The sequence below is a fragment of the Xanthomonas sp. NCPPB 2250 genome (assembly GCF_056725265.1).
The window spans coordinates 851,079-873,303 of sequence record NZ_CM161520.1 but is presented as its reverse complement, the minus strand read 5'-3'; the positions used below and the strand labels follow the sequence as shown (position 1 = coordinate 873,303).

Below are 22,225 nucleotides of genomic sequence, written 5' to 3'. Positions count from 1 at the left end.
CCGCCTCCCGTGTTCAGCGCACGGTGCGGCTAGTCTTCGCCGCGTGCAGCAGCGGCATCGTGCGCCGCGTTGTCCGCATCGTCCTCGTGATAACTGCCGGGCGTGGCGGCCTTGCCGTGGGCGCCGCCGGCATGCTCGCCGGTGGCGCCATAGGTGCCGGCCTGGCCGAGGTTGGGCTGGCTGCGTCCGCTGCGGTCTTCGCCGTGATCCTGTGGCGCAGGCGCCTGCGGCGGCGGCATGGGCTGCGACGGCACGTCGCGGTCGCGGCCGCGCGGCACGCCGCTGTCGGCGGACACATCGCCCTGCGTGCCGCGGTAAGCAGACTGGCGTACGTCGTGCGTGCCGGTGGGAGGTGAAGTGCGCTGCGCCATGACGATCTCCTGCAGAAGCGTGGGAACGCGTCACGCTAGGCCGGCAGGCGTTAGCCAACCCGCAAGGCGCCATGAAGAGCACGCGAGCAAGCGCTGCGCCGTCGATCCGCGCCACCACGCCGCGCGCACGCGACCTGCACGCCTGCGCCACCTGCGCTGGCCGACGCTGGCCGTTCCTTCCGCATTGGAGCCCTGCGATGTCCGGTCTACTCTGGAAACTTGCGCTGGCCGGCACGGCTTACGCCGCCATCCGCGCCTACCGCCGTCAGACCCAATCTCCCCTGTCCGACACGGCCTCGTCGATACCGGCTGCCGAACCGGACGAGGGCCGCGCCACGCCGCCGCATGGCGACACCCTGCACGCCGCCGAACGCACATCGGCGTCCGCCGCAGCGGACGATCCCGACGGCGCCGTGCCGGCCTGATGCCTGCAACGTGCAGTGGCGTGTCGCGCCGATCGCCGGCACGCCGCTCACCTTGCCGACGCGAGGATGCGCGTCGGGATCAGCCCTTCGGGCGATCGTGGGTCTCGCGGCCATCGCCCTGGCGCGCATTGCGCGCACGCAGTGCTTCGCCGGCCTTGCGCGCCAGTTCCTCGTACTGCTTGCGGATCTCTTCCAGCCGCTTCTCGTCCAGCTCTTCCAGGTCCAGCAGCTCGTTGTTGGCCTTGGCGCTGACCCGGATCAGTTCGTCGAGCTTGATCTGCATCGCCGCGGTGTCGGCGTTCTGGGTGTGCTGGATCAGGAACACCATCAGGAAAGTGATGATGGTGGTGCCGGTGTTGATGACCAGCTGCCAGGTGTCGTTGAAGCCGAACACCGGGCCGCTGAGGCCCCACACCAGCACGATGCCCAGCGCGATGCAGAAGGTCCACGGCGTGCCGGCGGCATACGACGCCTTCTTGGCGACGACGTTGAACAGCTTGGCAGGTTTCATCGCAGGCCCTCGCTCGACGGGAGACGCCTGCACCGCCGCCAGCGTCTGCAGGCGGCCAAGGATGATCGACAGCCTCCCGTGAGCGAGGCGTGCACATCGCGCCAGCGCCGGGCCAACGAAAAAGGCGGGGTCGCCCCCGCCTGTTTGCTTGACCTGCGCGCAACGCTCAGCCGGCCTGTTGCGTCGCCGGCTGCAACGCGCGCACCGGGCGCGGCCGGCTCGGGAAGGCGTGGCGAACGATCCGCCACACCACCTGGCCGAACTGCCGCGGCAGCGAGCCGGTGTTGTAGTGCTGGCCGTAGCGCGCGCAGATCTCGCGCACCTGCACCGCCAGCGACGCGTAGCGGTTGGCCGGCACGTCCGGGAAGAAATGGTGCTCGATCTGGTGGCTGAGGTTGCCCGACAGCACGTTCAGCAGCTTGCCGCCGGCCAGATTGGAGGAACCGCGCAATTGGCGCAGGTACCAGTGCCCGCGCGACTCGTTCTTGATCGAGTCCTTGGGGAAGGTCTCGGCATCGGCGGTGAAATGGCCGCAGAAGATGATCACGAAGGTCCAGATGCTGCGCAGCACGTTGGCGGCCAGGTTGCCCAGCAGCACCGGCAGGAAGAACGGGCCGGCCAGCGCCGGGAACAGGATGTAGTCCTTGAAGATCTGCCGGCCCATCTTGCGCCCGACCGGCAGGAACGTGCGCTTCAATTCGCCGCGCTTCATCTTGCCGGCCAGCCAGCGGCCCAGGCGCAGGTCCTGGATCGCCACGCCCCATTCGAACAGCAGCGCGAACACCACCGCGATGAACGGCTGCGCCAGGTAGAACGGACGCCAGCGCTGTTCGGGGAAGATGCGCAGCAGGCCATAGCCGATGTCGTCGTCCATGCCGCGCACGTTGGTATAGGTGTGGTGCTTGAAGTTGTGCGTCTTGCGCCAGTTGTCGCCGGTGGCGACGATGTCCCACTCGTAGGTGTTGCCGTTCAGGTGCGCATCGCCCATCCAGTCGTACTGGCCATGCATCACGTTGTGGCCCAGCTCCATGTTCTCCAGGATCTTGGACAGGGTCAGCAGCAGCACGCCGGCGATCCACGCCGGCACCAGCACGCTGTGCACGAACGCGCCCAGGAACAGCAGCGCACGGCCGGCCACGCCGGTGTAGCGCACCGCGGCGACGATGCGGCGGATGTAGCGCGCGTCGCGCGCGCCCAGGTCGGCCAGGGTGCGCATGCGCAGCGCATCCAGTTCGTCGCCGAAGGCCTGCAGTTCGGCCGGGGTGAGTGCGCGGTTGCGGGGAGCCGCCATGGGGAAGTCCTTCAGAGGTCCAGGGTCAGGTCGCTGCTGGCGCTGTTGACGCACAGCTTCAGCGAACCGGGTTCGGCGGCGTGCGCGCCGCTGAGCAGATCACGGGTGATGCCGGCCTGCTTGCCGCAGGCGCAGCTGTTGCAGATGCCCATGCGGCAGCCGTGCTTGGGCCGCAGGCCTTCGGCCTCCAGCGCGGTGAGCAGCGACTGGCCGCGCGGCAGCTGCAGCACGCGGCCGCTACGCGCCAGGGTCACCGCCACGGTGCCCTGCTCGACATCGGCCGGGGCCGGCGGCGGGCTGAACGCTTCGGCCTGGAAGCGGGCCACGCGGTGCTGCAGGCGCGCGCGCGCGGACTGCACGAAGCCGCCCGGGCCGCAGGCCAGCACCTGCGCCTGCTCCAGGCTGCCCAGGGCGTCGAGCGGCAGCGTGTCCACACGCGGCGCCGGCGTTTCGCCTTCGCCGGTGATGGCCAGGTGCAGGCGGAAACGCGGGTGCGCCGCGGCCAGCGCCTGCAGTTCGTCGCGGAAGCAGACCTGGTCGTGGCGCCGCGCCCAGTACAGCAGGTCGACGGCGGCCGGCATGCCGGCATCGGCCAGTTGCCGCAGCAGCGCGCGCATCGGGGTGATGCCGCTGCCGGCGGCCAACAGCAGCCAGCGGCCGTGCGGCGCGGTCGGCAGCACCATCTCGCCGTAGGCCTGGCCGAGTTCGAACACCTCGCCGATGCGCGCCGCGCCGGCCAGGTACTGGCTGACCCGGCCGCCGTCGACGGTCTTGACCGTGATCGCCAGGCGCCCGCCCGGCAGCGGCGTGGGGCTGTAGCTGCGCAGCAGCCGGCGGCCGTCGATCTCCACGCCCAGTTCCACGTGCTGGCCGGCGCGCAGGCCGCGCCAGTGGCGGTTGGGCTGCAGCACCAGGGTCACCGCATCGCTGCTGGCGGCCTCGCGCTGCACCAACCGGGCGCGCGGGCGCTGCCAGGTCCACAGCGGATGCAGCCGGGTCGACCAGAAATCGAACACGTCCGGCTTGACCCAGGCGCGCAGGGCGCGGGCGGCGGGGCGGAGCTTGGCGGGACGGCGGGCAGCGTTCATGGGTGTCCACTATACAGATGAAGATACAGATGTCTATACAGTTGTGCATTCAGCAATGGCGTTATCATCCCCCATTGCCTGGCCCGGTCTGCCCATGACGACGCTCTCCCCTCCCCCGTCCGCGGACACGCCGAACGCCCGCAAGGGCGCGATCTCGCGCGAGGACCTGCTGGCCGCGGCGCTGAAGCTGATCGGGCCGCACCGCAGCGTGTCCACGCTGAGCCTGCGCGAGGTGACCCGCGAGGCCGGCATCGCCCCCAACAGCTTCTACCGCCAGTTCCGCGACATGGACGAGCTGGCGGTGGCGCTGATCGACCTGGCCGGCAGCTCGCTGCGCACCATCATCGGCCAGGCGCGGCAGCGTGCCGCCGGCAACCGCCGCAGCATCATCCTCAGTTCCGTGGAGACTTTCATGGAACAGTTGCGCGCCGACGACAAGCTGCTGCACGTCCTGTTACGCGAGGGCACGGTCGGCTCGGACGCGTTCAAGCATGCGGTGGACCGCGAGCTGAACTATTTCGAGGACGAACTGCGCGTGGACCTGATCCGCCTGGCCGCGCTGGAGGGCGCGCCGCTGCACGAGCCGGCGCTGGTGTCCAAGGCGATCACCCGGCTGGTGTTCGCGATGGGCGCCACCGCGATGGACCTGCCGCCGGAGAAGGATCCGGAGCTGATCCGGCAGATCACCGCGATGCTGCGCATGATCATCGTCGGCGCGCGCACGCTCGCCGCCGGCTGAGTTCGCGGCGCCGCGGCGTCGCTCCCGCAGACAGTGACCGGCACGGGCGCTTGCCCGCATCGTGACATGCCGCCGACATGGTCTTGGCCCCGGCTTTACCTGCGCCTGCCCACCCTCGTTGGACACTCCCCCAACGAGGCATGCACATGGCCGTTCCGAACTATCCGTCGCCGCCGTTCAAGGCGCAGCAGCAATCCTTTCCGGGCAAGACCCAGGCCATGGATCCGAAACCGGACCATGGCGAAAACAGCTATGTGGGCCACGGCCTGCTGCAGGGCAAGCGCACCCTGATCACCGGCGGCGACAGCGGCATCGGCGCCGCAGTGGCGATCGCCTATGCGCGCGAAGGCGCCGACGTCGCCATCGCCTATCTCCCCGACGAGCAGGACGACGCCGAGCGCATCGGCAAGCTGGTCGAGGATGCCGGCGTGCGCGCGCTGCTGCATCCGTGCGACATCAGCGACCGCGCGCAGGCCGAGACCTTGATCAAGACCGTGGCCGACGCCTTCGGCGGCCTCGACGTGCTGGTCAACAACGCCGCCTACCAGCGCTACTTCCACAGTTTCGACGAGATCACCCTCGACGAATGGGAGAAGACCTTCGCCACCAATGTGCACGCGCCGTTCCACCTGGTACGGCTGGCGCTGCCGCACATGCCGGAGGGCGGATCGATCATCAACACCGCCTCGGTGAACTCGAAGAAGCCCACGCCCAACATCCTGCCGTACTCGGCGACCAAGGGCGCGCTGGCCAACCTGACCATCGGCCTGGCCGGCCTGCTCGCCGAGAAGAAGATCCGCGTCAACGCGGTGCTGCCAGGCCCGATCTGGACGCCCTTCATCCCCACCGGCATGGATGAGGAATCGGTGCGCACCTTCGGCGAGCAGACGCCGTTCGGCCGTCCTGGCCAGCCGGCGGAACTGGCCTCGGCGTATGTGCTGCTGGCTGCGGATACTTCGAGCTATACCTCGGGCACGTTGCTGACGATCTCGGGTGGCGCGGTGACGCTGTAAGGCTGGGATTCGGGATTCGGAAAAGCATCACGGCTGGCAGCGCCGTAGGAGCGGCTTCAGCCGCGATGGCTCTCCCGAAACTGTCTTTCGAAGTTTTGGTTTCCCACACGCGCTCACGCGCAACACAACGCGTGATGCAACGCCTGCCGCCATCCTGGCGGCAGGCCATTCGCAGATCCAACGCACTCTCACGCAGGAGCGGCTTCAGCCGCGACAGGCGTTCCCGGGAATGCCTGTCGCGGCTGAAGCCGCTCCTACGAGAGACCTTTGCGAGAGCGGCATCGCCTGCGTCGTCGCATGTGCATGTTTCCTCACGCCGCATCTCGCAAAGCATTCACCCTGCCCTGCAACCGCTGTAACGGCGGCGGGTCTAGGTTGATCCCACAGGGGAAAAACACACGGACGCGCGATGCGATGCAGGTGCGTCGCGCACAACATCTGGAGCGATATCCATGACCCGAAGCAACACCGAACGCTTGTTGAAGTGGCTGCAGGACGCCTACGCGATGGAGCAGGAGGCCAACACCATGCTCACTGCCACCGCCGGCCGCCTGGAGCACTACCCGCAGCTGAAGGCGCGCATCGAGCAGCACGTCAACGAAACCCGCGATCAGTCCGAGCAGGTCAAGCGCTGCATCGAGATCCTCGACGGCTCGATCCCGACGATCAAGGGCACCGTCGCCAGCGTGATGGCCTCGGTGCACGCCGCCGGCAATTCGATGATGAGCGACGAGGTGGCCAAGAGCCTGGGCGTGAGCTACGCCTTCGAGCATATGGAGATCGCCAGCTACCGTTCCCTGGTGATCGCCGCCAAGGAAGCCGGGCAGACCGAGATCGCCGACATCTGCGCCGCCATCCTCGACCAGGAAATCGCCATGGCCGAGTGGCTGATCGAGCATCAGGAAGCCACGATCCTGGCGTTCCTGAAGCGCGAACGCACCGAAGGCGAAACCGCCAAGCACTGAGCGCCGTCGTGCACCGCACGACGTGCGCACATTCCCACCCGCAGCACCCACCCATCACCGACCGGAGACTCCCCATGGCCGTCAAGACCATCGACGAATTGTTCATCCACGAGCTGTCGGACATCTACAGCGCCGAGAAGCAGCTGACCAAGGCATTGCCCCGGCTGGCGCGCGCCTCCACCAACCCGGCGCTGCGCGCGGCGTTCGAAGCGCACCTGGAAGAAACCCAGGGCCAGATCGAACGCATCGACCAGATCGTCGAAAAGGGCAACCTGCGCCTGAAGCGGATCAAGTGCGCCGCCATGGAAGGCCTGGTAGAAGAAGGCAAGGAAGTGATCGAGTCGATCGAAGCCGGCCCGGTGCGCGATGCCGCGCTGATCGGCGGTGCGCAGAAGGTCGAGCATTACGAGATCGCGTCCTACGGCACGCTCGCCGCCATGGCCAAGCAGCTGGGCATGGACGATGCGTTGAGCCTGCTGCTGGAAACGCTCGACGAAGAGAAGTCCACCGACGAGAAGCTGACCCTGCTCGCCGAGCAGGGCGGCAACGAAGAAGCGGCACGCAAGCGCAAGGCGGCCTGACCGCCCCGGCCGCGGCCCGCTCAGTGCGGGTCGCGGCGTCCCAGACGCCTATCCCCCACGCGCGGCCGTCGGTCGCGCCATTGCGTCGTCACGACGTTCGGGCGGCACTCCAGGAGAACCCCATGTTCATGCACAACAAGCGGCTGATGTACACGGTCCGCGTGGCACAACCCGATCCGGCGCTGGCCTCGCTGATGCTGGAACAGTTCGGCGGCCCGCAAGGCGAGCTTGCCGCGGCGATGCGCTACTTCACCCAGGCCATCGGCGAGGTCGATCCCGGCCGCAAGGATCTGCTCTACGACATCGCCACCGAGGAGCTGAGCCACCTGGAAATCATCGGCTCGATCATCGCCATGCTCAACCAGGGGCCGAAGGCGGTGCTGTCCGAAGGCATGGCCGAAGCCGAGGACATGCGCAACCTCACCCGCAACAACAACACCAGCCAGACCCAGCAGATTCTCTACGGCGGCGGCCCGGCGCTGGTCAATTCCAGCGGAGTGCCGTGGAGCGCGGCCTACGTGGACAGCATCGGCGAGCCGACGGCCGACCTGCGCTCCAACATCGCCGCCGAAGCGCGTGCCAAGATCGTGTATGAGCGCCTGATCAACGTCACCGACGATCCGGGCATCGTCGATGCGCTGACCTTCCTGATGACCCGCGAGGTGGCGCACCAGAAATCCTTCGAGAAGGCGCTGTACTCGATCGAGCCGAACTTCCCGCCAGGCAAGCTGCCGGGCGATCCGGCCTTCACCGACCGCTACTACGACATGTCGCAGGGCGACGGCGACATGCATGGGCCCTGGAACAGCGGCAGCCAGTGGGAGTCCATTGCCGACCGCAATCGCCAGGTGGCGGTGGATGGCGGCAGCGGGATGCCCAGCGTGGGCCTGAGCGAACTGGAACAGAGCGCAGTGCAGGCGCTGGCGGCGCGTACGCTGTCGCAGCCGGACAGCGACCCGACCACCGGTGCCGACCTGGGTGCCGGTCCCGGCGCCGGTTCCACCAAGGGCAGCGTGGCGCGCTAGCGCTTCACCGCAGGTTCCAACGCAACGAAGCCGCGATGCACAAGCATCGCGGCGTTCGCATGTCTGCGCCCTTGGCCGTGGTCGGCACCGTCTGTGGCGCCGCGATCAATCGCCGGTCTGCCGATGCGGCGCGTGCACCGGCTTGGATTGCGGCGAATCCTTCTGCCGCAGCCAGATGCTCAACACCACCAGCGCGAACACCGCCAGGAACTCGCTCTGCCAGTTCTGCATCGATTCGAACCAGAACTGCGCGCCGCTGACGTGCTCCCAGAAGGACGGCGGCGGCCGATGCTGCATGGCCTGCTCGGCCACCTCGTGGCGCCAACTGCCAAGTGCATGCAGCACGAAGCTGAGCAGGAACAGCGCACCGAAGGCCAGTGCCAGCGAACGCTCGTACAGCGCCAGCCAGATGCCGCCGGCGCGCACCGGCCAAGGCGCCGGGCCCGGCGCGACGGCGTCGTCCTCCTGCCCTGGCGACAGCGGCCGCGACTCGGCCGAGCCCCACTGGCGCAGCTTCACCGTCAGCACCACGTACATGCCCATCTGCAGGAACTCGCTCTCCCAGTTCTCGAACAACGCGCCGACGAAGTGCCCGCTGTGCAGGTACTGCCACATCGGCAGCGCCGCCAGCCCCTGCTGGCGCAGTTCCTCGTTGTAGGCCTGATGGCCGCTCAGCGCTTGAGCGGCCATGAACAGCAGGCTCAGCGCCAGCAACACGATCGACAGGCTGTTGCGTTTCCAGAACATCGACTCCGCTCCTCCTCCACTGCCGCACTGCCGGCGCGCCGTCGCTGCGACCATAGGCAGCGACGGGCAAAGGGTGGATGAAGAAGCTGGGACGATCCGCCTCGGATGCCAGGCGATGCCATCACCTGTCGGAGCGGCTTCAGCCGCGACCGAATTCGCGGGAACGCCCCTGTCGCGGCTGAAGCCGCTCCTACGAAAACGCGTCCACCTGGATCGATATCTGCGGCATCGATCCATCCAACATCGTACACCGCGTCTGCGGGGCGTTTTCCAAGGGGTCGCCAGCCTGAGCGAAACGCGAGAAGTCCTCGCGCCTTCGCCCGCACGCTTGAATGCACCATGAGAGCGACTTCAGGGTACATGTCACGGCGGATTCCCGTCCGTAGGAGCGGCTTCAGCCGCGATTGGCGCTACCGGGAACGCCCGTCGCGGCTGAAGCCGCTCCTACCAGGGTCACGACATGTCGCGCTGAGCCGCGGAAAAGCACGTTGTTGGAATTGCCCTTCAGTCGCGACCGAGCTTTCCCCGGGAACACCCATCGCGGCTGAAGCCGCTCCTACGAAAGCGAGGCGGCCACGGCGTGGCGGCAGGCGCCACCACGCCGTACTGGGTCAGAACTCTTCCCACTCCGCGCTGTCCGCCGGCACGCCCTGGATCGGGCGCGGCTTGGCCGCCGGTTGCCGTACCGGAACCGCGGGCTTGGGCTTGGCGGCGGCAGCCACCGCACGCACTGCCGGCCTGGCCGGCTGCGGCCTTGCCGCGAAGGCCGTTGCCACGCTGACGGCGGCACCGCCGGCGAGGCGGAACACCGCCACCGCGCGGGCCAGTTCCGCCGCCTGGTCTTCCATGCTCTTGGCCGCCGCGCTGGCTTCTTCCACCAATGCCGCGTTCTGCTGGGTGCCCTCGTCCAGCTGCATCACCGTCTTGCTGACCTGGTCGATGCCCGCGCTCTGCTCGGCGCTGGCCGCGGAGATCTCGGCCATGATGTCGGTGACCCGCTTCACCGAGGCGACCACCTCGGTCATGGTAGTGCCGGCGCGGTTGACCAGGGTCGAGCCCTGTTCCACTTCCTGCACCGAGTCGGAGATCAGGGTCTTGATCTCCTTGGCCGCGGCCGCCGAACGCTGCGCCAGCGAGCGTACTTCCGAGGCCACCACCGCGAAGCCGCGGCCCTGTTCGCCGGCGCGCGCCGCTTCCACTGCCGCATTGAGCGCGAGGATGTTGGTCTGGAACGCGATGCCGTCGATCACCCCGATGATGTCGGCGATGCGCGCGGACGCGGCGCTGATCGAGGCCATGGTCGCCACCACTTCCTCCACCGCGCGGCCGCCGTTCTCGGCCACCTCGCCGGTGCTCAGCACCAGCTGGTTGGCCTGGCGCGCGCTGTCGGCGTTCTGCTTCACGGTTGACGTCAGCTCCTCCATCGAGGCGGCGGTTTCTTCCAGGCTGGCCGCCTGCTGCTCGGTGCGCACCGACAGGTCGCTGTTGCCGCTGGCGATCTCGCTGGCGGCGGTGTTGATCGAGCCGACCGCGCGCTGGATGCCCTGCACGATGCCGGTCAGTTGCTCGGCGGTGCGGTTGGCGGCGTCGGCGAGCTTGCCGAACGCGCCTTCGTAGCGCACGTCCACGCGCTGCGACAGGTCGCCATCGGCGATCGCCCCCATGATCCGGCCGACGTCGGCCAGTCCGCTGTCGGCCTGGCGCATCAGCCGGTTCAGCGCTTCCACCATTTCCTTGAACGCGAACTCGTAGCGCGCCTCGTCGCCACGTGCAGTGAAGTCGCCGCGGGCGGCCGCGTCGGCCAGCCGCGCGATGTCGCCGTTGACCGCCGACAGGTTGGCCTTGACCACGTCCAGCGCCTCGTGCAGCGCGGCGCGCTGCCCCGGCAGCCGGCGCATGTCGCGGCGCAGGTCGCCGCGACCGTACTCGTCCATGATCGCCATCGCCTCGACGATCGCGTCCAGGTGCTCGAACAGCGCGGTGTTCATGCCGTGCGCGAGCGTGCCGTAGTCGCCGGGGAAGTCCTCCGGCATGCGGTGGCTGATGTCCTCGCCCTGCTGCAGCCGCACCAGGGTCTGCATCTCGCCGTTGAAGCGCTGCAGCTGGGTCTGCATCTGCTGCATGCTGGTCATCAACTGCCCGGTCTCGTCGCGCGACTCGACCTTGATCGGATTGTCGAAACGGCCGGAGGCGATCGCTTCGGCGGTCCGCGTGGCGCCGCGCAGCGGCGCGACGATGGCCCCGGCGATCAGCCAGCACAGGCCCACCACCAGCATCACCAGTCCCGCACCGATCACCGTCAGCACCTTGGTGAAGCCCATCGCCTCGGCCTGGATGTCTTCGGCATACACGCCCATCGCCAGCACCCAGTTCCACTGCGGGTACAGCGCGGCGTAGCTGATCTTCGGCAGCTGCACCGACTTGCCGGGCTTGGGCGCGGTGTAGTAGCTGAAACCGTCGCCGCTGCGCACCGCCGTCTGGATGTCGCGGTAGACGTACTCGCCGGCATCGCTCTTGTAGCCGCTCATGTCGGTGCCGACCGCGCGCTTGGGATGCATGACGATGCGCATCTGCGGGTCGACGATGAAGAAGTAGTCCACGCCGCCGTTGGTCTTCATGTCGGCCAGCGCACCCTTGGCCGCTGCCTGCGCCTGCGCCTCGGTCATGTCGCCACGCTTGGCCAGATCGGCGTAGTGCTGCATCACGCTCAGGCCCATGTCGACCTGGGTCTTGACGGTCTGCTTGCGCGCATCGATCAGGTTGAGATATTGCAGGCGCGCCGCGGCGACGGCGAGCAGGATCACGCCGAGCGCGATCAGCGTGCACAGCACGATGAACTTGCGCGCCATGGGCAGATTGGCGATATGGCGGCGCAGGAATTGGATGGGATTCATGGCGTAGAAAGCAGAGAACGGAATTTTGTATCGGCCAGCGCGCACTCGAACTTGAACTGCGAAGTGCTTCGCCAGAGGAACGCGCACCACAGTTTCACGCTGCGGCCGGCTGCCGTTAGGCCAGTGCGGCAACCATCGGCGCGCTTGCGGACGGCACGCCGGCGGCGTGGGGCTCCCACACCAGGCGATGGAAATCGAAGCCCTGCTGCAACCGCGGCTTGACCACGTTGAAGTACGGCGAGACGTCGAAATCGCGCGGCAGCGTCAGGCTGTGATGACGCGCATGCAGGATCTCCGCGTCTTCTCCGGCATCGCTTCCCGTCGGCGGCGCATGGTCGATTTCCGGCAGGATGGGATAGCGGATCGCGCCGAACGCCTGCGCCAGCAACGTCGAGCAGATCGCCCGGGTCGGCTCGCCGCTGCCCAGCTCCAGGAAGCGCCGCTTCACCGACGACGGCAGCGGCGGCGTGCGGATCAGGTAGCGCGCCAGGTCGAAGATGTTCTTCGGGTCGTAGCTGTTGCCGACCCGCGAGACCATGTAGTCCACCACGGTCTCGATCTCCTGCGCGCTCAACCCGACCGGACGGCAGATGCGCGTATGCAGGCCGGCGAACTCGCTCAATCCCACCAGGCGCACGCCGACGTTGATGTCGACATCGCAGAACAGCGGCGCGTCCTCGCCGGGAACCGCGGCCACGTGGTCGCCGATGTACAGCGCCGCGTGCGACCAGGTGGACTGGCTCAGGTACTTGATGGCGGTGGAGAAGCGGCTGTTGCCCTCGACCAGCAGCACGTCGCCCTTGCGCAGCGTGGCGCGCAACAGCTGCGGCGGGCTGGTCGGCAGTTGCGAGCCATGACGGCGCGGCTTGGACAGGAACTTGGCCAGGTGGCGGCCCAGCAAACGTGGCAAGGACAGCATGCGCGTTCCCCCGAGGGACGGCCGCTTCGGCGAAACGGCTCCGCTATCCGCAATGGCGGCCATGCGCTGGATTTCTTGAATGGCGTGCCGGCGCCAGCGACCGGCTCACGGTTGCCGCAGGATCGACAACTCCACGAACTGCGCGCTGCTGGAACGCAGGTAGACCGCATAGCGGCCACGGCCCGGCACTTGCACCAGGAAGCGGTCTCCCGGCACCGGCTGGAGCTTGTCGACCGCGGCCGCACCCAGCGGCGCGATCCGCAGCCGCACCTTGGCATCGTCCTGCGCTGGCGTGAGATTGGCGATGGTCAGCGCGCCATCGAAGAGGGTGCGGCTCTCGCCCGGCAACAGGCTCAGCATCAGCGACATCGCCGCGGCCTTGGCGTCGCAGGCACCAGCCTGCGCCTCGGCCAGCTGCCGCTGCAGCGGCTTGACCTCCACGTACTGCACGAAGCCGTAGGTCGCGCCGATCACCACCAGCACCGCCGACACCTCGGCGGCGGTGCGCTTGAACGAGAGTGCTTGCCACCATGTCTGCGCCGGCGGGGGCGGCGCCTGTCGGGTCGTTCGGGCCATGCATCACGGTATCGGCGCCGCCACTGCGGTGTCTGCCAGCACGGCTGACGCCGTCGCGCTCGGGCGCGTTCGTCTACCGGGCGATACAGACGGGACGCCGCTCCCTTCGGGGCAGACGCGACCTCACGCGCATGGCGCGACATGGCCGCGCACCTATCGGTCCAGCAGGCGGTGTCTCAGATTTCGGACGCTTCGAATCGGAGATCGGTGCCGAGCGGCATGCAACGCCCACGCGGCATGTTGCGCCGCAACTTGACGCATTGCGCGTCCAGGCAGACTCTGGACATGAAATAACGAAATAATTTTCGCAATCCGAAACTCACTTGTCAAGCGACAGTCTCGGGCGGGTCGAGCAAGCTGGCGATTCCCCAGTCCTCCAGGAACTGCAGATGATCAAGACGATTTCCCAGCGCGCGGCCAGCGCCGCGCCCGACGACGGCGACGAGGCCGGGGACAAGAAGCTGCGCAGTACCGTGCAGTCGCTGGCCAAGGGCTTTCGTGTGCTCGAGGCGTTCTCGTCCGAACACGAGGAACTGTCGCTGAGCCAGATCGCGGCCCTGGCCAGGCTCGATCCCGGCACCACCTTCCGCATGCTCAACACGCTGGTCGAGCTGGGCTACGTGCACCGCGTGCCGGAGAGTCGCCGCTTTCGCCTGACCCTGAAGGTGCTCGACCTCGGGTTCCACGCCATCGCCCGCCGCGATCTGCGCAGCGTGGTGCGGCCGCTGCTGCGCACGCTGGTCAGCGACGTCAACGAAGCGGCGAGCTTCGCGGTGCTGCAAGGCCCCGACGTGCTCTACATCGAGCGCGTGCGCGCCGGCATCACCCGCCTGGGCGTGGACATCCGCATCGGCACCACGGTGCCCAGCACCCGCACGGCGATCGGCCTGGCGATGCTGGCGCACCTGGCGCCGGCGGAAGTGACCCGCGTGACCGGGGTCGACGTGCATGGTCCGCAGACGCCGGAGATCGCCACGATGCGGCGCACCTTCGACTGCATCCGCCGCGACCGCTACGTGATCCTGGAGTCGATGCTGACCGAGGGCCTGCGCGTGCTGGCGGTGCCGGTACTGGATGCGGACGACTATCCGCTCGGCGCGATCAGCGTCGCCGCGCCGTCGGTGCGCACCAGCCACGCCGAACTGCTCGAGACCGCCCTCCAGCCGACGCTGCTGGCCGCCAAGGACATCGCCTTCGCGATCCAGGCCAGCGGGAGTGTTGCCGTGACCGCCCCCAGCACCTGATCCGCCCGGGCCACAGCCCGGCCCTCCCTGTCCGTCTCGCTGCGTGGACGCTTCGGCGCCCACGTCGGGGTCCCCTTGTCCTGCGAAAGGCAGCCACGATGCTCATGCCCACCACAGCCCCTGCCCCCAACGCCAACGCCACCGCCCGCACCCCGTCCATCGCCGAGGCGCAGGCGGAGATCGGCGCACGCCTCGAACGCCTGCCGATCACCCGCAACGTGTGGTGGGCGCGCAACATCGTCGGCGCCGCCACGTTCTTCGACGGCTACACGGTGATCGCCATCGCCTACGCGATGCCGGTGCTGACCAAGGAATGGCAGCTGTCGCCAGCGCAGATCGGCATGATCCTGTCGGCCGGCTACCTGGGCCAACTGCTGGGCTCGGTGTTCTTCGGCTGGCTGGCCGAGCGCATCGGCCGCCTGCACGTGCTGCTGTTCACCATCCTGCTGTTCGTGTCGATGGACGTGGCCTGCCTGTTCGCCGGCGGCGCCGCCGCGATGATCGCGTTCCGCTTCATCCAGGGCATCGGCACCGGCGGCGAGGTGCCGGTGGCCAGCGCCTACATCAACGAACTGATCGGCTCGAAGAAGCGCGGGCGCTTCTTCCTGCTGTACGAGGTGATGTTCCTGCTCGGCCTGGTCGCCGCCGGCGGCATCGGCTACTTCCTGGTGCCGGCCTATGGCTGGAAGGCGATGTTCATGGTCGGGCTGATCCCGGCGGCGATCATGATCCCGCTGCGCTTCTTCATGTTCGAATCGCCGCGCTGGCTGGCCTCCAAGGGCCGCTACGCCAAGGCCGACGCCATCGTCGCCGAACTGGAGCGCAGCGCCGAGCGCCGCCATGGCCCGTTGCCGGCGCCGGTGTTCGACCGCAGCGCGCTGCCCAAGGCGCAGCGCTCGGACTGGCGCGAGCTGTTCGGCAGCGTCTATCGCAAGCGCACCCTGGTGATCTGGAGCCTGTGGTTCTGCTCCTATCTGGTGGCCAACGGCATCATCACCTGGCTGCCGACGCTGTACCGCACGCACTTCGGGCTGTCGCTGCAGCAGAGCATCGCCTATGGCTTCTTCACTTCGCTGGCCGGCGTCGCCGCCGCGGTGGTGTGCGCGCTGTCGATCGACAAGGTCGGGCGCAAGCGCTGGTACGGGCTGGCGTTCGTCGCCGGCGGCGTGCCGCTGCTGGCGCTGGCGGTACTCGGCGGCACCTCGGCGCCGCAGGTGCTGGTGTTCGCGGCGCTGGGCTATGCCGCGGTGCAGACCATCACCTTCTCGCTGTACCTGTACTCGGCCGAGCTCTACCCCACCCGCATCCGCGCCATCGGCACCGGACTGGGTAGTGCCTGGCTGCGTCTGGGTTCGGCCTGCGGGCCGCTGCTGGTCGGCGCGGTCATCGCCGGGCTCGGCATCCGCTACGTGTTCGCCGCCTTCGCTGCCGTGCTGCTGGTCGGCGCCGCAGTGACCTGGCGCTTCGCCCTGGAAACCAAGGGCCAATCGCTGGAACAGCTGTCTCCCTGAGCGCATCGCCGGCACTGCCGCCGGCGCATCGCGCCACACCTCGGCACCACCCCCGTCGGACCCCGCGTTCGATTCCATCCCCCGTTGATCCGAAGAAGAGGAAATGAGCATGAACACTATCGACCTGAAAGGCCTGGTCCCCGCCCCGGTCACCCCGTTCACCCGCGACGGCGCCGTCGACTATCCCGCGATCAAGCGCATCGGCGCCTGGCTCGGCGGTATCGACGGGGTCAAGGGCCTGACCGTGCTCGGCCACGCCGGCGAGGGCACCTTCCTGGAACGCGACGAACAGGCCAAGGTGATCACCGCGTTCCGCGACGCCGTCGACGGGCGCATCCCGATCATCGCCGGCATCACCCTGGAAGGCACCCGCGTGGCCGCCGACGAGGCCAAGCGCGCGGTCGCCGCCGGCGCATCGGCGGGCCTGATCTATCCGTCGCACGGCTGGCTGCGCTTCGGCTACCAGAAGGGCGCGCCGCAGGACCGCTACAAGGCCATCCACGAGGCCAGCGGCCTGCCGATGATCCTGTTCCAGTACCCGGACGCGACCAAGGCCACCTACGACCTGGAGACGTTGCTGGAGATCGCCGCGCTGCCGGGCGTGGTCGCGATGAAGAACGGCGTGCGCAACATGAAGCGCTGGGACACCGAGATCCCGGTGTTCCGCAAGGAGCGCCCCAACGTGCCGGTGCTGACCTGCCACGACGAATATCTGCTGCACACCATGTTCGACGTGGATGGCGCGCTGGTGGGCTATGGCTGCATCGCCCCGGAGCCGCTGCTGGAGATGATCGCCGCCGGCAAGGCCAAGGATTACGCCAAGGCGCGCGCACTGCACGATCGCCTGCTGCCGGTGACCAAGAGCGTCTATCACCGCGGCTCGCACATGGAGGGCTCGGTGGCGCTGAAGTGGGCGCTGGTCGCGCGCGGCCTGCTCGACCACGCCACGGTGCGTTCGCCGCTGCTGCCGCTGGCCGAGGGCGCCGACAAGGAGATCGCCGCGGCGATGGCCGCCGCCGGCCTCGGCAAGGTGGCCTGACCCGCTCGGGTCGATCCAAGAGGGCCGCGTGTACGCGCGGCCCTTGGCGCAGCGGCAGTCGGCGTGTCTGTGCCTGCCTGCCGCCTGCGTTGCAGGGCGATTGTAGTTGTTGCTTCTCCAGAAGCTTTCTGTCGACGGCGCGGCGCGCGTGCCTGCGGCCTTCGCGTCGCCGCATGACCGCAAGCCCCATCCCCCCGCGTCCTACCGGTCCGGACACGCGCTCTGCGCGGGTCAGGTGCATCTCTTCGTCCGTGGAATCCGCTCCCATGTCGCGCACCCTGCCGCTGCTCGCATCCGCCGCACTGACGGCCGCCACTCTTCCCGCATCCGCCGTCGCCGCCGACACCGGGCAATGGCTGGACGAGCATGGCATCGCACCACGCCTGGTCTGGTCCAACGACTATGCGCGCAACGTCGACGGTGGCCTGTCGCGCGGCGATCGCAACGCCGGCGGCCTGGTCGCCGGCGCGGATCTGGATCTGCAACGCCTGTTCGGCATTCCCGGCGCCACGCTGCACGCCACCGGCGCCTGGTACTACGGCGACAGCCTGTCGCAGCGGCAGATCGGCAATGGCGTCAAGGTGCAGGGCTACTGGTATCCGCAGCAGCAGGCACAGCTGGCGCAGCTGACCTGGGAACAGCGCTTCGCCGACGGTCGCTGGCAACTCGTCGCCGGGCGCATGAACACCACCTGGCAGTTCGCACGCAGCCGCTACGGCTGCCGCTTCGTCGGCGCATCGGACTGCCCGTTCCAGCTGAGCCAGGCCGATGGCGGCTTCGTCGGCTTTCCCTACGTGAACTGGGGCGCGAAGCTGCGTTACAAACCCGCCGCCACCTATGTCTCGGTGGGCGCGTTCGAACTGAACCCGCAGCGCAAGAATAACCGTGGGCTGGACTGGAGTACCGCCGACAGCACTGGCGTGCTGGGCACGCTCGAGGTCGGCTACGAACCCGATCCCGCACTGGGCAAGGGCGCACCGCGCTACCTCGCCGGCCTCTGGTACAACTCGGCCGACTACAGCGACCTGCGCTACAACCAGGCCGGCGGCTTGCGCGGACTGGTCGGCGGCCCGGCCCGCCTGTACGACGGCGGGCGCTGGGGCGCGTACGCGCTCGGCGAACGCGCGCTCTATCGGCCGCAGGGCATGGCGAGCAAGCGCATGCTGGTCGCCTTCGGCAACATCGCCGCACCGTTCGACAGGCACCAGGTCTACGACCTGCAGGTCACCGCCGGCCTCTACTACAGCGGCCCGTTCGCATCGCGGCCCGGCGACGGACTCGGCGTCGTCGCCAACTACTACCGTTTCAGCGCCGACCAACAGGGCTACATGAACGACCTGCTGCGCAAACGCGGCGCGCCGCCGGACATCGCGCGCAACGAGCTCATGGTCGAACTCAACTACAGCTACCGCATCGCGCAGTCGCCGTTGTTCCTGGTGCCGAACGTGCAGTACATCGTCCATCCCGACATCCTGGGCAACCCAGCGGCACGCCGCGCGCCGGAAGACGCGCTGGTGATCGGCTTGCGGGTGATGCTCAACATGGGCGGGCTGGGCACGCCGAAGTGACGCCACGCGTGGGACTGGCGCCGCGGCAGGCGCGCGCACACGCTTGCGCCGCGGGCGGGTAACCTTCCCTTCCCCTTGCGTCGTCCGGATCGCGCCTCAATGGCCAACCCCTACTACCGTGGACCCGTCAGCGACCATTTCGACGGCGTGCGCTTCTTCAATCCCGGCCAGCCCACCATCGACAACGCGTTGAGCAAGGTCCTGCGCTGGAAAGCCGCCATGGGCGCCGTGCGCTGGCCTGCGCACGTCCCGGTGACACCCGCCGTGCCGGCGCAGCGGCACGACGGCCTGCGCATCACCCTGGTCGGCCACGCCACGCTGCTGATCCAGGCCGCCGGCCTGAATCTGCTCACCGACCCGGTGTGGTCGCAGCGTGCCAGCCCCTCGCAGATCGCCGGGCCCAAGCGGGTGACGGCCCCGGGTATCCGCTTCGCGGACCTGCCGCCCATCGATGCGGTTCTGCTGAGCCACAACCACTACGACCACTTCGACCTGGCGACCTTGCGCAAGCTGCACGATGCGCACCACCCGTTGTTCGTGATGCCGCTGGGCAACGACGTGCTGTTGCGCAAGCGCGTTGCCGATGCGCGCATCGCGACCGGCGACTGGCACGAGCGGCTGCCGATCGGCGATGCCGCGACGGCGACGCTGACCCGCGCCAACCATTGGTCCAGCCGCGGCATCGCCGACCGCAGGATGGCCCTGTGGTCCGGCTTCTTCATCGAGACGGCGCGAGGGTCGGTGTGGTTCGCAGGGGACACCGGCTATGGCGATGGCGCCATCTTCCGCGAGATCCGCGACCGGCACGGCGCGCCCGACGTGGCCTTGATCCCGATCGGCGCCTATGCGCCGCGCTGGTTCATGGCGCCGCAGCACATCGACCCCGCCGAAGCGGTACGGATCTTCCAGGACACCGGCGCCCGCCGCGCGCTCGGCATCCACTGGGGCACCTTCCAGCTCACCGACGAAGGGCGCGAGGCGCCGCGCGAGGCACTGTCCGCGTCGTTGCACCTGGCGGGCATCGCCGCCACCGACTTCGTCGCCGCCGAACCCGGGCAGGCCTTCGACTTCGCCGGTCCCGCGCCATAGCGTTTGCGCGCCTGCCATTGCCCGGCACGCAGCGCTGCGTGGCGCAGCGCGAATACTGAAACCGCAATCCTCTCCACGCGCTTGATCGACCTCGGCACGGCGGCATACAGCGGCGGAAATCGTCCATCGACATCCCGCGCAATCCCACCGCGCGCTTGGCACCCGACGATGCGCAGTCGATCCGCTTTCAGGCGATGCGCAGCACGTGGGCTGGGCGCGTCGAAGTGAAGCGTGCCGGCGGCGCTGGACGTTTGGCTCTCAAAAGCGGTTGCCCCAGATCCACCCCGTAGGAGCGGCTTCAGCCGCGATGGGCATTCTCGCAACCCCGTCGCGGCTGAAGCCGCTCCTACGAGCGAGGTAGAGAGAGACAGAGAGGCGCTTCCGATGGTCAGCGAAGGCACCCGACGACGCGGCGAACCGCCGCGGTGCGCGCCATCCGCCATTGCGAAGCCGAGGGCGCGCAGGCGTAGACGGCTACACTCGCGCTCCCACTCCACCAGGACACCGCCATGCGCGACCTCAGCCCCCTGCCCTCCATCGCCCTGGGCCGCTACCGCCACTTCAAGGGCGGCGAGTACGAGGTGCTGGGCGTGGCGCGCAGCAGCGAGACGCTGGAGCCTCTGGTGCTGTACCGGCCCCTGTACGGCGAGGCCACGCTGTGGGTGCGGCCGTATCCGATGTTCATCGAGCAGGTGGAGGTCGACGGCGTACGCCGCCCGCGCTTCGCGCCGATCGACGCGGACGCCTGAGCACGGCGCAGGCGACCACGCCGCGCCCGACGCGAGGCGCTAGCGCTTGGCTGCGCTGTCCACGTCGCTCTTGGTCGCGGCGTGATCCTGTGCCGGGCGGTTGCGGTTCTTCTTGGCGCGCGTCACCAGATACAGCATCGCGGCGATGAGCAGGACGAACAGTCCGGCGACCCAGGGCATCAGCGTGGTATCCATTCGACACTCCAATTCGGTTGCACAGCGGTCACCACACCACACCCGCAGTGAAGGCCTTGGCTAGCGCGACGGTGACGTCGGCGTCATGCCGGTGCATCGCCTGCGCACGATGAGCGGTTCCGTCGCGCAATCCTGAGCCGCCGCGACGGCGTCCTTGACGACCGCCTTCGCGACAGGCACCAGCATCGCTTGGGTTTGCGACCAGGCGTATTCGACACACCGCGGCGACCGCGCTGTCGATGCCTGGGAGGCCCTGGCCGAGACGTTCGCAGGACGGGCAAGCCACTCGAACCTCAGGCCTTCGGAGCGCACCGGCCGCCGCGCCGCCCAAGCTGCCCGGCGCACGCCGAATCAGCCGGGACACATTGACATACGCCATGTACGCAAATAACGTACGCTGCGTATGTGAATGAAGGGCCACCCATGCAGCAGCGCCGCAGCCGTCGCGAAATGATCGAAACCACCCGCGCCAGCCTGCTGGCTGCGGCGCGGCAGGCATTCGCCACGCAGGGCTTCGCGCACACCTCGATGGACGTGTTGACCGCCGAGGCCGGTCTTACCCGCGGCGCGCTGTATCACCACTTCGGCAGCAAGGACGGCCTGCTGATCGCGGTCATCGAGCAGATCGAGGCCGAGGTGGGCCTGCGCCTGCAGGCGGTGTCCGACGCGGCGCCCACGCCGTGGGACGGTTTCCGCCGCCGCTGCCGTACCTACCTGGAACTGGCGCTGGAACCGGAGATACGCCGGATCATCCTGCAGGACGCGCGCGCCGTGTTCGGCGACGTGCCGCCGGCGGCGCAGTCGGTGGGCATCGCCGCGCTGCAGGCGGCGCTGGAGGCCCTGATCGCCGCCGGCACGGTGGCGCCGCTGCATGCCGGGGTGATGGCACGCATGCTCTACGGCGCGATCACCGAGGCGGCGTTCTGGATCGCCGAGCCGGACGCCGACCTGCATGCACGGCTGGCCGACGCGCTGGACGCCCTGGACCGGCTGCTCGACAGCCTGCGCACGCGCTGACCCCGCGGCACGCCCCGTTTCGCCACTCGACCAGGATCACGCACATGCACTGGCGCAATACCACACAGCGCTTCGGCGCCCTCGCCAAGCTGTTCCACTGGACCACCGCCGCCGCCTTCATCGGCGCCTATGCGGTGGTGTACTACGTCATCTGGTTCATGGACGACACCTCCGATGCCTCGCTGCCGGTGCTCAACCTGCACTGGGTGCTGGGCCTGCTGGTCGGGTTCCTGGTGCTGCCGCGGCTGCTGTGGCGCTGGTTGGACGTGCAACCGGACGATCCGCCGGGCTCGGCGCTGGAACACCGGCTCGCGCATCTGGCGCACTGGGGCCTGTATGCGCTGCTGATCGTGATGCCGCTGACCGGCTACATCGGCACCGGCGCGCCGACCGACCTCGGCCTGTTCCGCATTCCCGGCTTCAACGAGACCGCGCTGTTCGCCTGGATCAGCCGCACCTGGCACCTGAGCTGGGAAGCGTTCGAAGCGCCGATCGACGTGGTGCACCACTTCATCGGCAAATGGATCGCATGGGTCGTCGTGCTGCTGCACGTGGCCGCCGCGCTGTTCCATCACTGGGTCCGGCGCGACGAGGTGCTGACCCGCATGCTGCCGGGGCGTACACCGCGCGGGCGCAGCGACGCGACCTCCGCCTGAGCCAACGCGCGT

General features: G+C 68.6%; 23 protein-coding genes. 14 read left to right on the top strand and 9 right to left on the bottom strand.

Annotated features, from left to right (window positions below; all coding sequences use genetic code 11):
* Window positions 1-29 precede the first annotated feature (29 nt).
* Window positions 30-371: a hypothetical protein gene (locus AC1PMG_RS03650; protein WP_481110700.1), complete on the bottom strand. Its 342-nt coding sequence runs from the start codon at window positions 369-371 to the stop codon at window positions 30-32.
* Between the two features lie 197 nt (window positions 372-568).
* Here AC1PMG_RS03650 and AC1PMG_RS03645 point away from each other — a divergent pair, with 197 nt between their 5' ends.
* Window positions 569-796, top strand: coding sequence for a hypothetical protein (locus tag AC1PMG_RS03645; RefSeq protein WP_481110699.1), 228 nt, complete (start codon window positions 569-571; stop codon window positions 794-796).
* 79 nt (window positions 797-875) lie between these two features.
* Here AC1PMG_RS03645 and AC1PMG_RS03640 read toward each other — a convergent pair whose 3' ends face one another.
* The 3 genes from AC1PMG_RS03640 to AC1PMG_RS03630 form a co-directional block, all read right to left on the bottom strand.
* Entirely contained in the window at window positions 876-1,307 is a 432-nt protein-coding gene (locus tag AC1PMG_RS03640) for a low affinity iron permease family protein (RefSeq protein ID WP_481110698.1), read from the bottom strand.
* Window positions 1,308-1,473: 166 nt separating this feature from the next.
* Window positions 1,474-2,598: a fatty acid desaturase family protein gene (locus AC1PMG_RS03635; RefSeq protein WP_481110697.1), complete on the bottom strand. Its 1,125-nt coding sequence runs from the start codon at window positions 2,596-2,598 to the stop codon at window positions 1,474-1,476.
* Between the two features lie 11 nt (window positions 2,599-2,609).
* Window positions 2,610-3,686, bottom strand: a complete 1,077-nt coding sequence (locus tag AC1PMG_RS03630; RefSeq protein ID WP_481110696.1) for a ferredoxin reductase — start codon at window positions 3,684-3,686, stop codon at window positions 2,610-2,612.
* A 94-nt stretch (window positions 3,687-3,780) separates the two neighbouring features.
* On the opposite strand from AC1PMG_RS03630, the gene fabR reads away from it, so the two are divergent.
* The 5 genes from fabR to AC1PMG_RS03605 all read left to right on the top strand — a co-directional run bounded on the left by fabR (window position 3,781) and on the right by AC1PMG_RS03605 (window position 8,009).
* The gene (gene fabR, locus AC1PMG_RS03625) at window positions 3,781-4,425 is read left to right on the top strand and encodes an HTH-type transcriptional repressor FabR (RefSeq protein WP_017912841.1); all 645 of its coding nucleotides are present in this window, start codon (window positions 3,781-3,783) and stop codon (window positions 4,423-4,425) included.
* Window positions 4,426-4,571: 146 nt separating this feature from the next.
* Window positions 4,572-5,438 (top strand): SDR family oxidoreductase, encoded by an 867-nt coding sequence (locus AC1PMG_RS03620; protein WP_481110695.1) that lies wholly within the window; start codon window positions 4,572-4,574, stop codon window positions 5,436-5,438.
* A gap of 452 nt (window positions 5,439-5,890) precedes the next feature.
* Window positions 5,891-6,403 carry a ferritin-like domain-containing protein gene (locus AC1PMG_RS03615; RefSeq protein WP_017910118.1) on the top strand — a complete coding sequence of 171 codons (513 nt, stop codon included), beginning with the start codon at window positions 5,891-5,893 and terminating at the stop codon, window positions 6,401-6,403.
* A 74-nt stretch (window positions 6,404-6,477) separates the two neighbouring features.
* A complete protein-coding gene (locus AC1PMG_RS03610) occupies window positions 6,478-6,984 on the top strand; it encodes a YciE/YciF ferroxidase family protein (protein ID WP_342072603.1) in 507 nt (168 codons plus the stop codon).
* Window positions 6,985-7,106: 122 nt separating this feature from the next.
* Entirely contained in the window at window positions 7,107-8,009 is a 903-nt protein-coding gene (locus AC1PMG_RS03605) for a manganese catalase family protein (protein WP_481110694.1), read from the top strand.
* 105 nt (window positions 8,010-8,114) lie between these two features.
* On the opposite strand, the gene AC1PMG_RS03600 is transcribed toward AC1PMG_RS03605, so the two are convergent.
* From AC1PMG_RS03600 to AC1PMG_RS03585, 4 genes are all read right to left on the bottom strand, one after another.
* Window positions 8,115-8,756 carry a DUF6766 family protein gene (locus AC1PMG_RS03600; RefSeq protein ID WP_481110693.1) on the bottom strand — a complete coding sequence of 214 codons (642 nt, stop codon included), beginning with the start codon at window positions 8,754-8,756 and terminating at the stop codon, window positions 8,115-8,117.
* Window positions 8,757-9,367: 611 nt separating this feature from the next.
* A complete protein-coding gene (locus AC1PMG_RS03595; protein WP_481111601.1) occupies window positions 9,368-11,632 on the bottom strand; it encodes a methyl-accepting chemotaxis protein in 2,265 nt (754 codons plus the stop codon).
* A gap of 133 nt (window positions 11,633-11,765) precedes the next feature.
* Complete coding sequence (locus AC1PMG_RS03590; protein WP_481110692.1) at window positions 11,766-12,569, bottom strand: YiiX/YebB-like N1pC/P60 family cysteine hydrolase; 804 nt, start codon at window positions 12,567-12,569, stop codon at window positions 11,766-11,768.
* A gap of 105 nt (window positions 12,570-12,674) precedes the next feature.
* Window positions 12,675-13,145 carry a hypothetical protein gene (locus AC1PMG_RS03585; RefSeq protein ID WP_295964028.1) on the bottom strand — a complete coding sequence of 157 codons (471 nt, stop codon included), beginning with the start codon at window positions 13,143-13,145 and terminating at the stop codon, window positions 12,675-12,677.
* A 389-nt stretch (window positions 13,146-13,534) separates the two neighbouring features.
* Between AC1PMG_RS03585 and AC1PMG_RS03580 the strand changes: the two genes are divergently transcribed.
* From AC1PMG_RS03580 to AC1PMG_RS03555, 6 genes are all read left to right on the top strand, one after another.
* Window positions 13,535-14,389: an IclR family transcriptional regulator gene (locus AC1PMG_RS03580; RefSeq protein WP_342072599.1), complete on the top strand. Its 855-nt coding sequence runs from the start codon at window positions 13,535-13,537 to the stop codon at window positions 14,387-14,389.
* Between the two features lie 104 nt (window positions 14,390-14,493).
* Window positions 14,494-15,900 (top strand): MFS transporter, encoded by a 1,407-nt coding sequence (locus tag AC1PMG_RS03575; RefSeq protein WP_481110691.1) that lies wholly within the window; start codon window positions 14,494-14,496, stop codon window positions 15,898-15,900.
* A gap of 109 nt (window positions 15,901-16,009) precedes the next feature.
* Window positions 16,010-16,939: a dihydrodipicolinate synthase family protein gene (locus AC1PMG_RS03570; RefSeq protein ID WP_481110690.1), complete on the top strand. Its 930-nt coding sequence runs from the start codon at window positions 16,010-16,012 to the stop codon at window positions 16,937-16,939.
* Between the two features lie 266 nt (window positions 16,940-17,205).
* Window positions 17,206-18,507, top strand: a complete 1,302-nt coding sequence (locus AC1PMG_RS03565) for a carbohydrate porin (protein ID WP_481110689.1) — start codon at window positions 17,206-17,208, stop codon at window positions 18,505-18,507.
* Between the two features lie 99 nt (window positions 18,508-18,606).
* Window positions 18,607-19,596 carry an MBL fold metallo-hydrolase gene (locus tag AC1PMG_RS03560; RefSeq protein WP_481110688.1) on the top strand — a complete coding sequence of 330 codons (990 nt, stop codon included), beginning with the start codon at window positions 18,607-18,609 and terminating at the stop codon, window positions 19,594-19,596.
* Window positions 19,597-20,105: 509 nt separating this feature from the next.
* The gene (locus AC1PMG_RS03555) at window positions 20,106-20,345 is read left to right on the top strand and encodes a DUF1653 domain-containing protein (protein WP_481110687.1); all 240 of its coding nucleotides are present in this window, start codon (window positions 20,106-20,108) and stop codon (window positions 20,343-20,345) included.
* 39 nt (window positions 20,346-20,384) lie between these two features.
* Here AC1PMG_RS03555 and AC1PMG_RS03550 read toward each other — a convergent pair whose 3' ends face one another.
* Window positions 20,385-20,540, bottom strand: a complete 156-nt coding sequence (locus tag AC1PMG_RS03550; protein WP_017910105.1) for a hypothetical protein — start codon at window positions 20,538-20,540, stop codon at window positions 20,385-20,387.
* A 423-nt stretch (window positions 20,541-20,963) separates the two neighbouring features.
* Here AC1PMG_RS03550 and AC1PMG_RS03545 point away from each other — a divergent pair, with 423 nt between their 5' ends.
* Together AC1PMG_RS03545 and AC1PMG_RS03540 are read left to right on the top strand one after the other, a co-directional pair.
* Window positions 20,964-21,557, top strand: a complete 594-nt coding sequence (locus AC1PMG_RS03545) for a TetR/AcrR family transcriptional regulator (RefSeq protein ID WP_481110686.1) — start codon at window positions 20,964-20,966, stop codon at window positions 21,555-21,557.
* A gap of 44 nt (window positions 21,558-21,601) precedes the next feature.
* Window positions 21,602-22,213 carry a cytochrome b gene (locus AC1PMG_RS03540; protein WP_481110685.1) on the top strand — a complete coding sequence of 204 codons (612 nt, stop codon included), beginning with the start codon at window positions 21,602-21,604 and terminating at the stop codon, window positions 22,211-22,213.
* Window positions 22,214-22,225 lie beyond the last annotated feature (12 nt).

What these genes read in the sequence shown, in the direction of transcription:
- AC1PMG_RS03580 (WP_342072599.1), top strand. Translation starts at nt 13,535, where the DNA reads ATGATCAAGACGATTTCCCAGCGCGCGGCCAGCGCCGCGCCCGACGAC.
- AC1PMG_RS03590 (WP_481110692.1), bottom strand. Translation starts at nt 12,569, where the DNA reads ATGCTGTCCTTGCCACGTTTGCTGGGCCGCCACCTGGCCAAGTTCCTG.
- AC1PMG_RS03645 (WP_481110699.1), top strand. Translation starts at nt 569, where the DNA reads ATGTCCGGTCTACTCTGGAAACTTGCGCTGGCCGGCACGGCTTACGCC.
- AC1PMG_RS03640 (WP_481110698.1), bottom strand. Translation starts at nt 1,307, where the DNA reads ATGAAACCTGCCAAGCTGTTCAACGTCGTCGCCAAGAAGGCGTCGTAT.
- AC1PMG_RS03550 (WP_017910105.1), bottom strand. Translation starts at nt 20,540, where the DNA reads ATGGATACCACGCTGATGCCCTGGGTCGCCGGACTGTTCGTCCTGCTC.
- AC1PMG_RS03620 (WP_481110695.1), top strand. Translation starts at nt 4,572, where the DNA reads ATGGCCGTTCCGAACTATCCGTCGCCGCCGTTCAAGGCGCAGCAGCAA.
- AC1PMG_RS03560 (WP_481110688.1), top strand. Translation starts at nt 18,607, where the DNA reads ATGGCCAACCCCTACTACCGTGGACCCGTCAGCGACCATTTCGACGGC.
- AC1PMG_RS03575 (WP_481110691.1), top strand. Translation starts at nt 14,494, where the DNA reads ATGCCCACCACAGCCCCTGCCCCCAACGCCAACGCCACCGCCCGCACC.
- AC1PMG_RS03635 (WP_481110697.1), bottom strand. Translation starts at nt 2,598, where the DNA reads ATGGCGGCTCCCCGCAACCGCGCACTCACCCCGGCCGAACTGCAGGCC.
- AC1PMG_RS03545 (WP_481110686.1), top strand. Translation starts at nt 20,964, where the DNA reads ATGCAGCAGCGCCGCAGCCGTCGCGAAATGATCGAAACCACCCGCGCC.
- AC1PMG_RS03650 (WP_481110700.1), bottom strand. Translation starts at nt 371, where the DNA reads ATGGCGCAGCGCACTTCACCTCCCACCGGCACGCACGACGTACGCCAG.
- AC1PMG_RS03600 (WP_481110693.1), bottom strand. Translation starts at nt 8,756, where the DNA reads ATGTTCTGGAAACGCAACAGCCTGTCGATCGTGTTGCTGGCGCTGAGC.
- AC1PMG_RS03630 (WP_481110696.1), bottom strand. Translation starts at nt 3,686, where the DNA reads ATGAACGCTGCCCGCCGTCCCGCCAAGCTCCGCCCCGCCGCCCGCGCC.
- AC1PMG_RS03565 (WP_481110689.1), top strand. Translation starts at nt 17,206, where the DNA reads ATGTCGCGCACCCTGCCGCTGCTCGCATCCGCCGCACTGACGGCCGCC.
- AC1PMG_RS03615 (WP_017910118.1), top strand. Translation starts at nt 5,891, where the DNA reads ATGACCCGAAGCAACACCGAACGCTTGTTGAAGTGGCTGCAGGACGCC.
- AC1PMG_RS03605 (WP_481110694.1), top strand. Translation starts at nt 7,107, where the DNA reads ATGTTCATGCACAACAAGCGGCTGATGTACACGGTCCGCGTGGCACAA.
- AC1PMG_RS03610 (WP_342072603.1), top strand. Translation starts at nt 6,478, where the DNA reads ATGGCCGTCAAGACCATCGACGAATTGTTCATCCACGAGCTGTCGGAC.
- AC1PMG_RS03570 (WP_481110690.1), top strand. Translation starts at nt 16,010, where the DNA reads ATGAACACTATCGACCTGAAAGGCCTGGTCCCCGCCCCGGTCACCCCG.
- AC1PMG_RS03555 (WP_481110687.1), top strand. Translation starts at nt 20,106, where the DNA reads ATGCGCGACCTCAGCCCCCTGCCCTCCATCGCCCTGGGCCGCTACCGC.
- AC1PMG_RS03585 (WP_295964028.1), bottom strand. Translation starts at nt 13,145, where the DNA reads ATGGCCCGAACGACCCGACAGGCGCCGCCCCCGCCGGCGCAGACATGG.
- AC1PMG_RS03540 (WP_481110685.1), top strand. Translation starts at nt 21,602, where the DNA reads ATGCACTGGCGCAATACCACACAGCGCTTCGGCGCCCTCGCCAAGCTG.
- fabR (WP_017912841.1), top strand. Translation starts at nt 3,781, where the DNA reads ATGACGACGCTCTCCCCTCCCCCGTCCGCGGACACGCCGAACGCCCGC.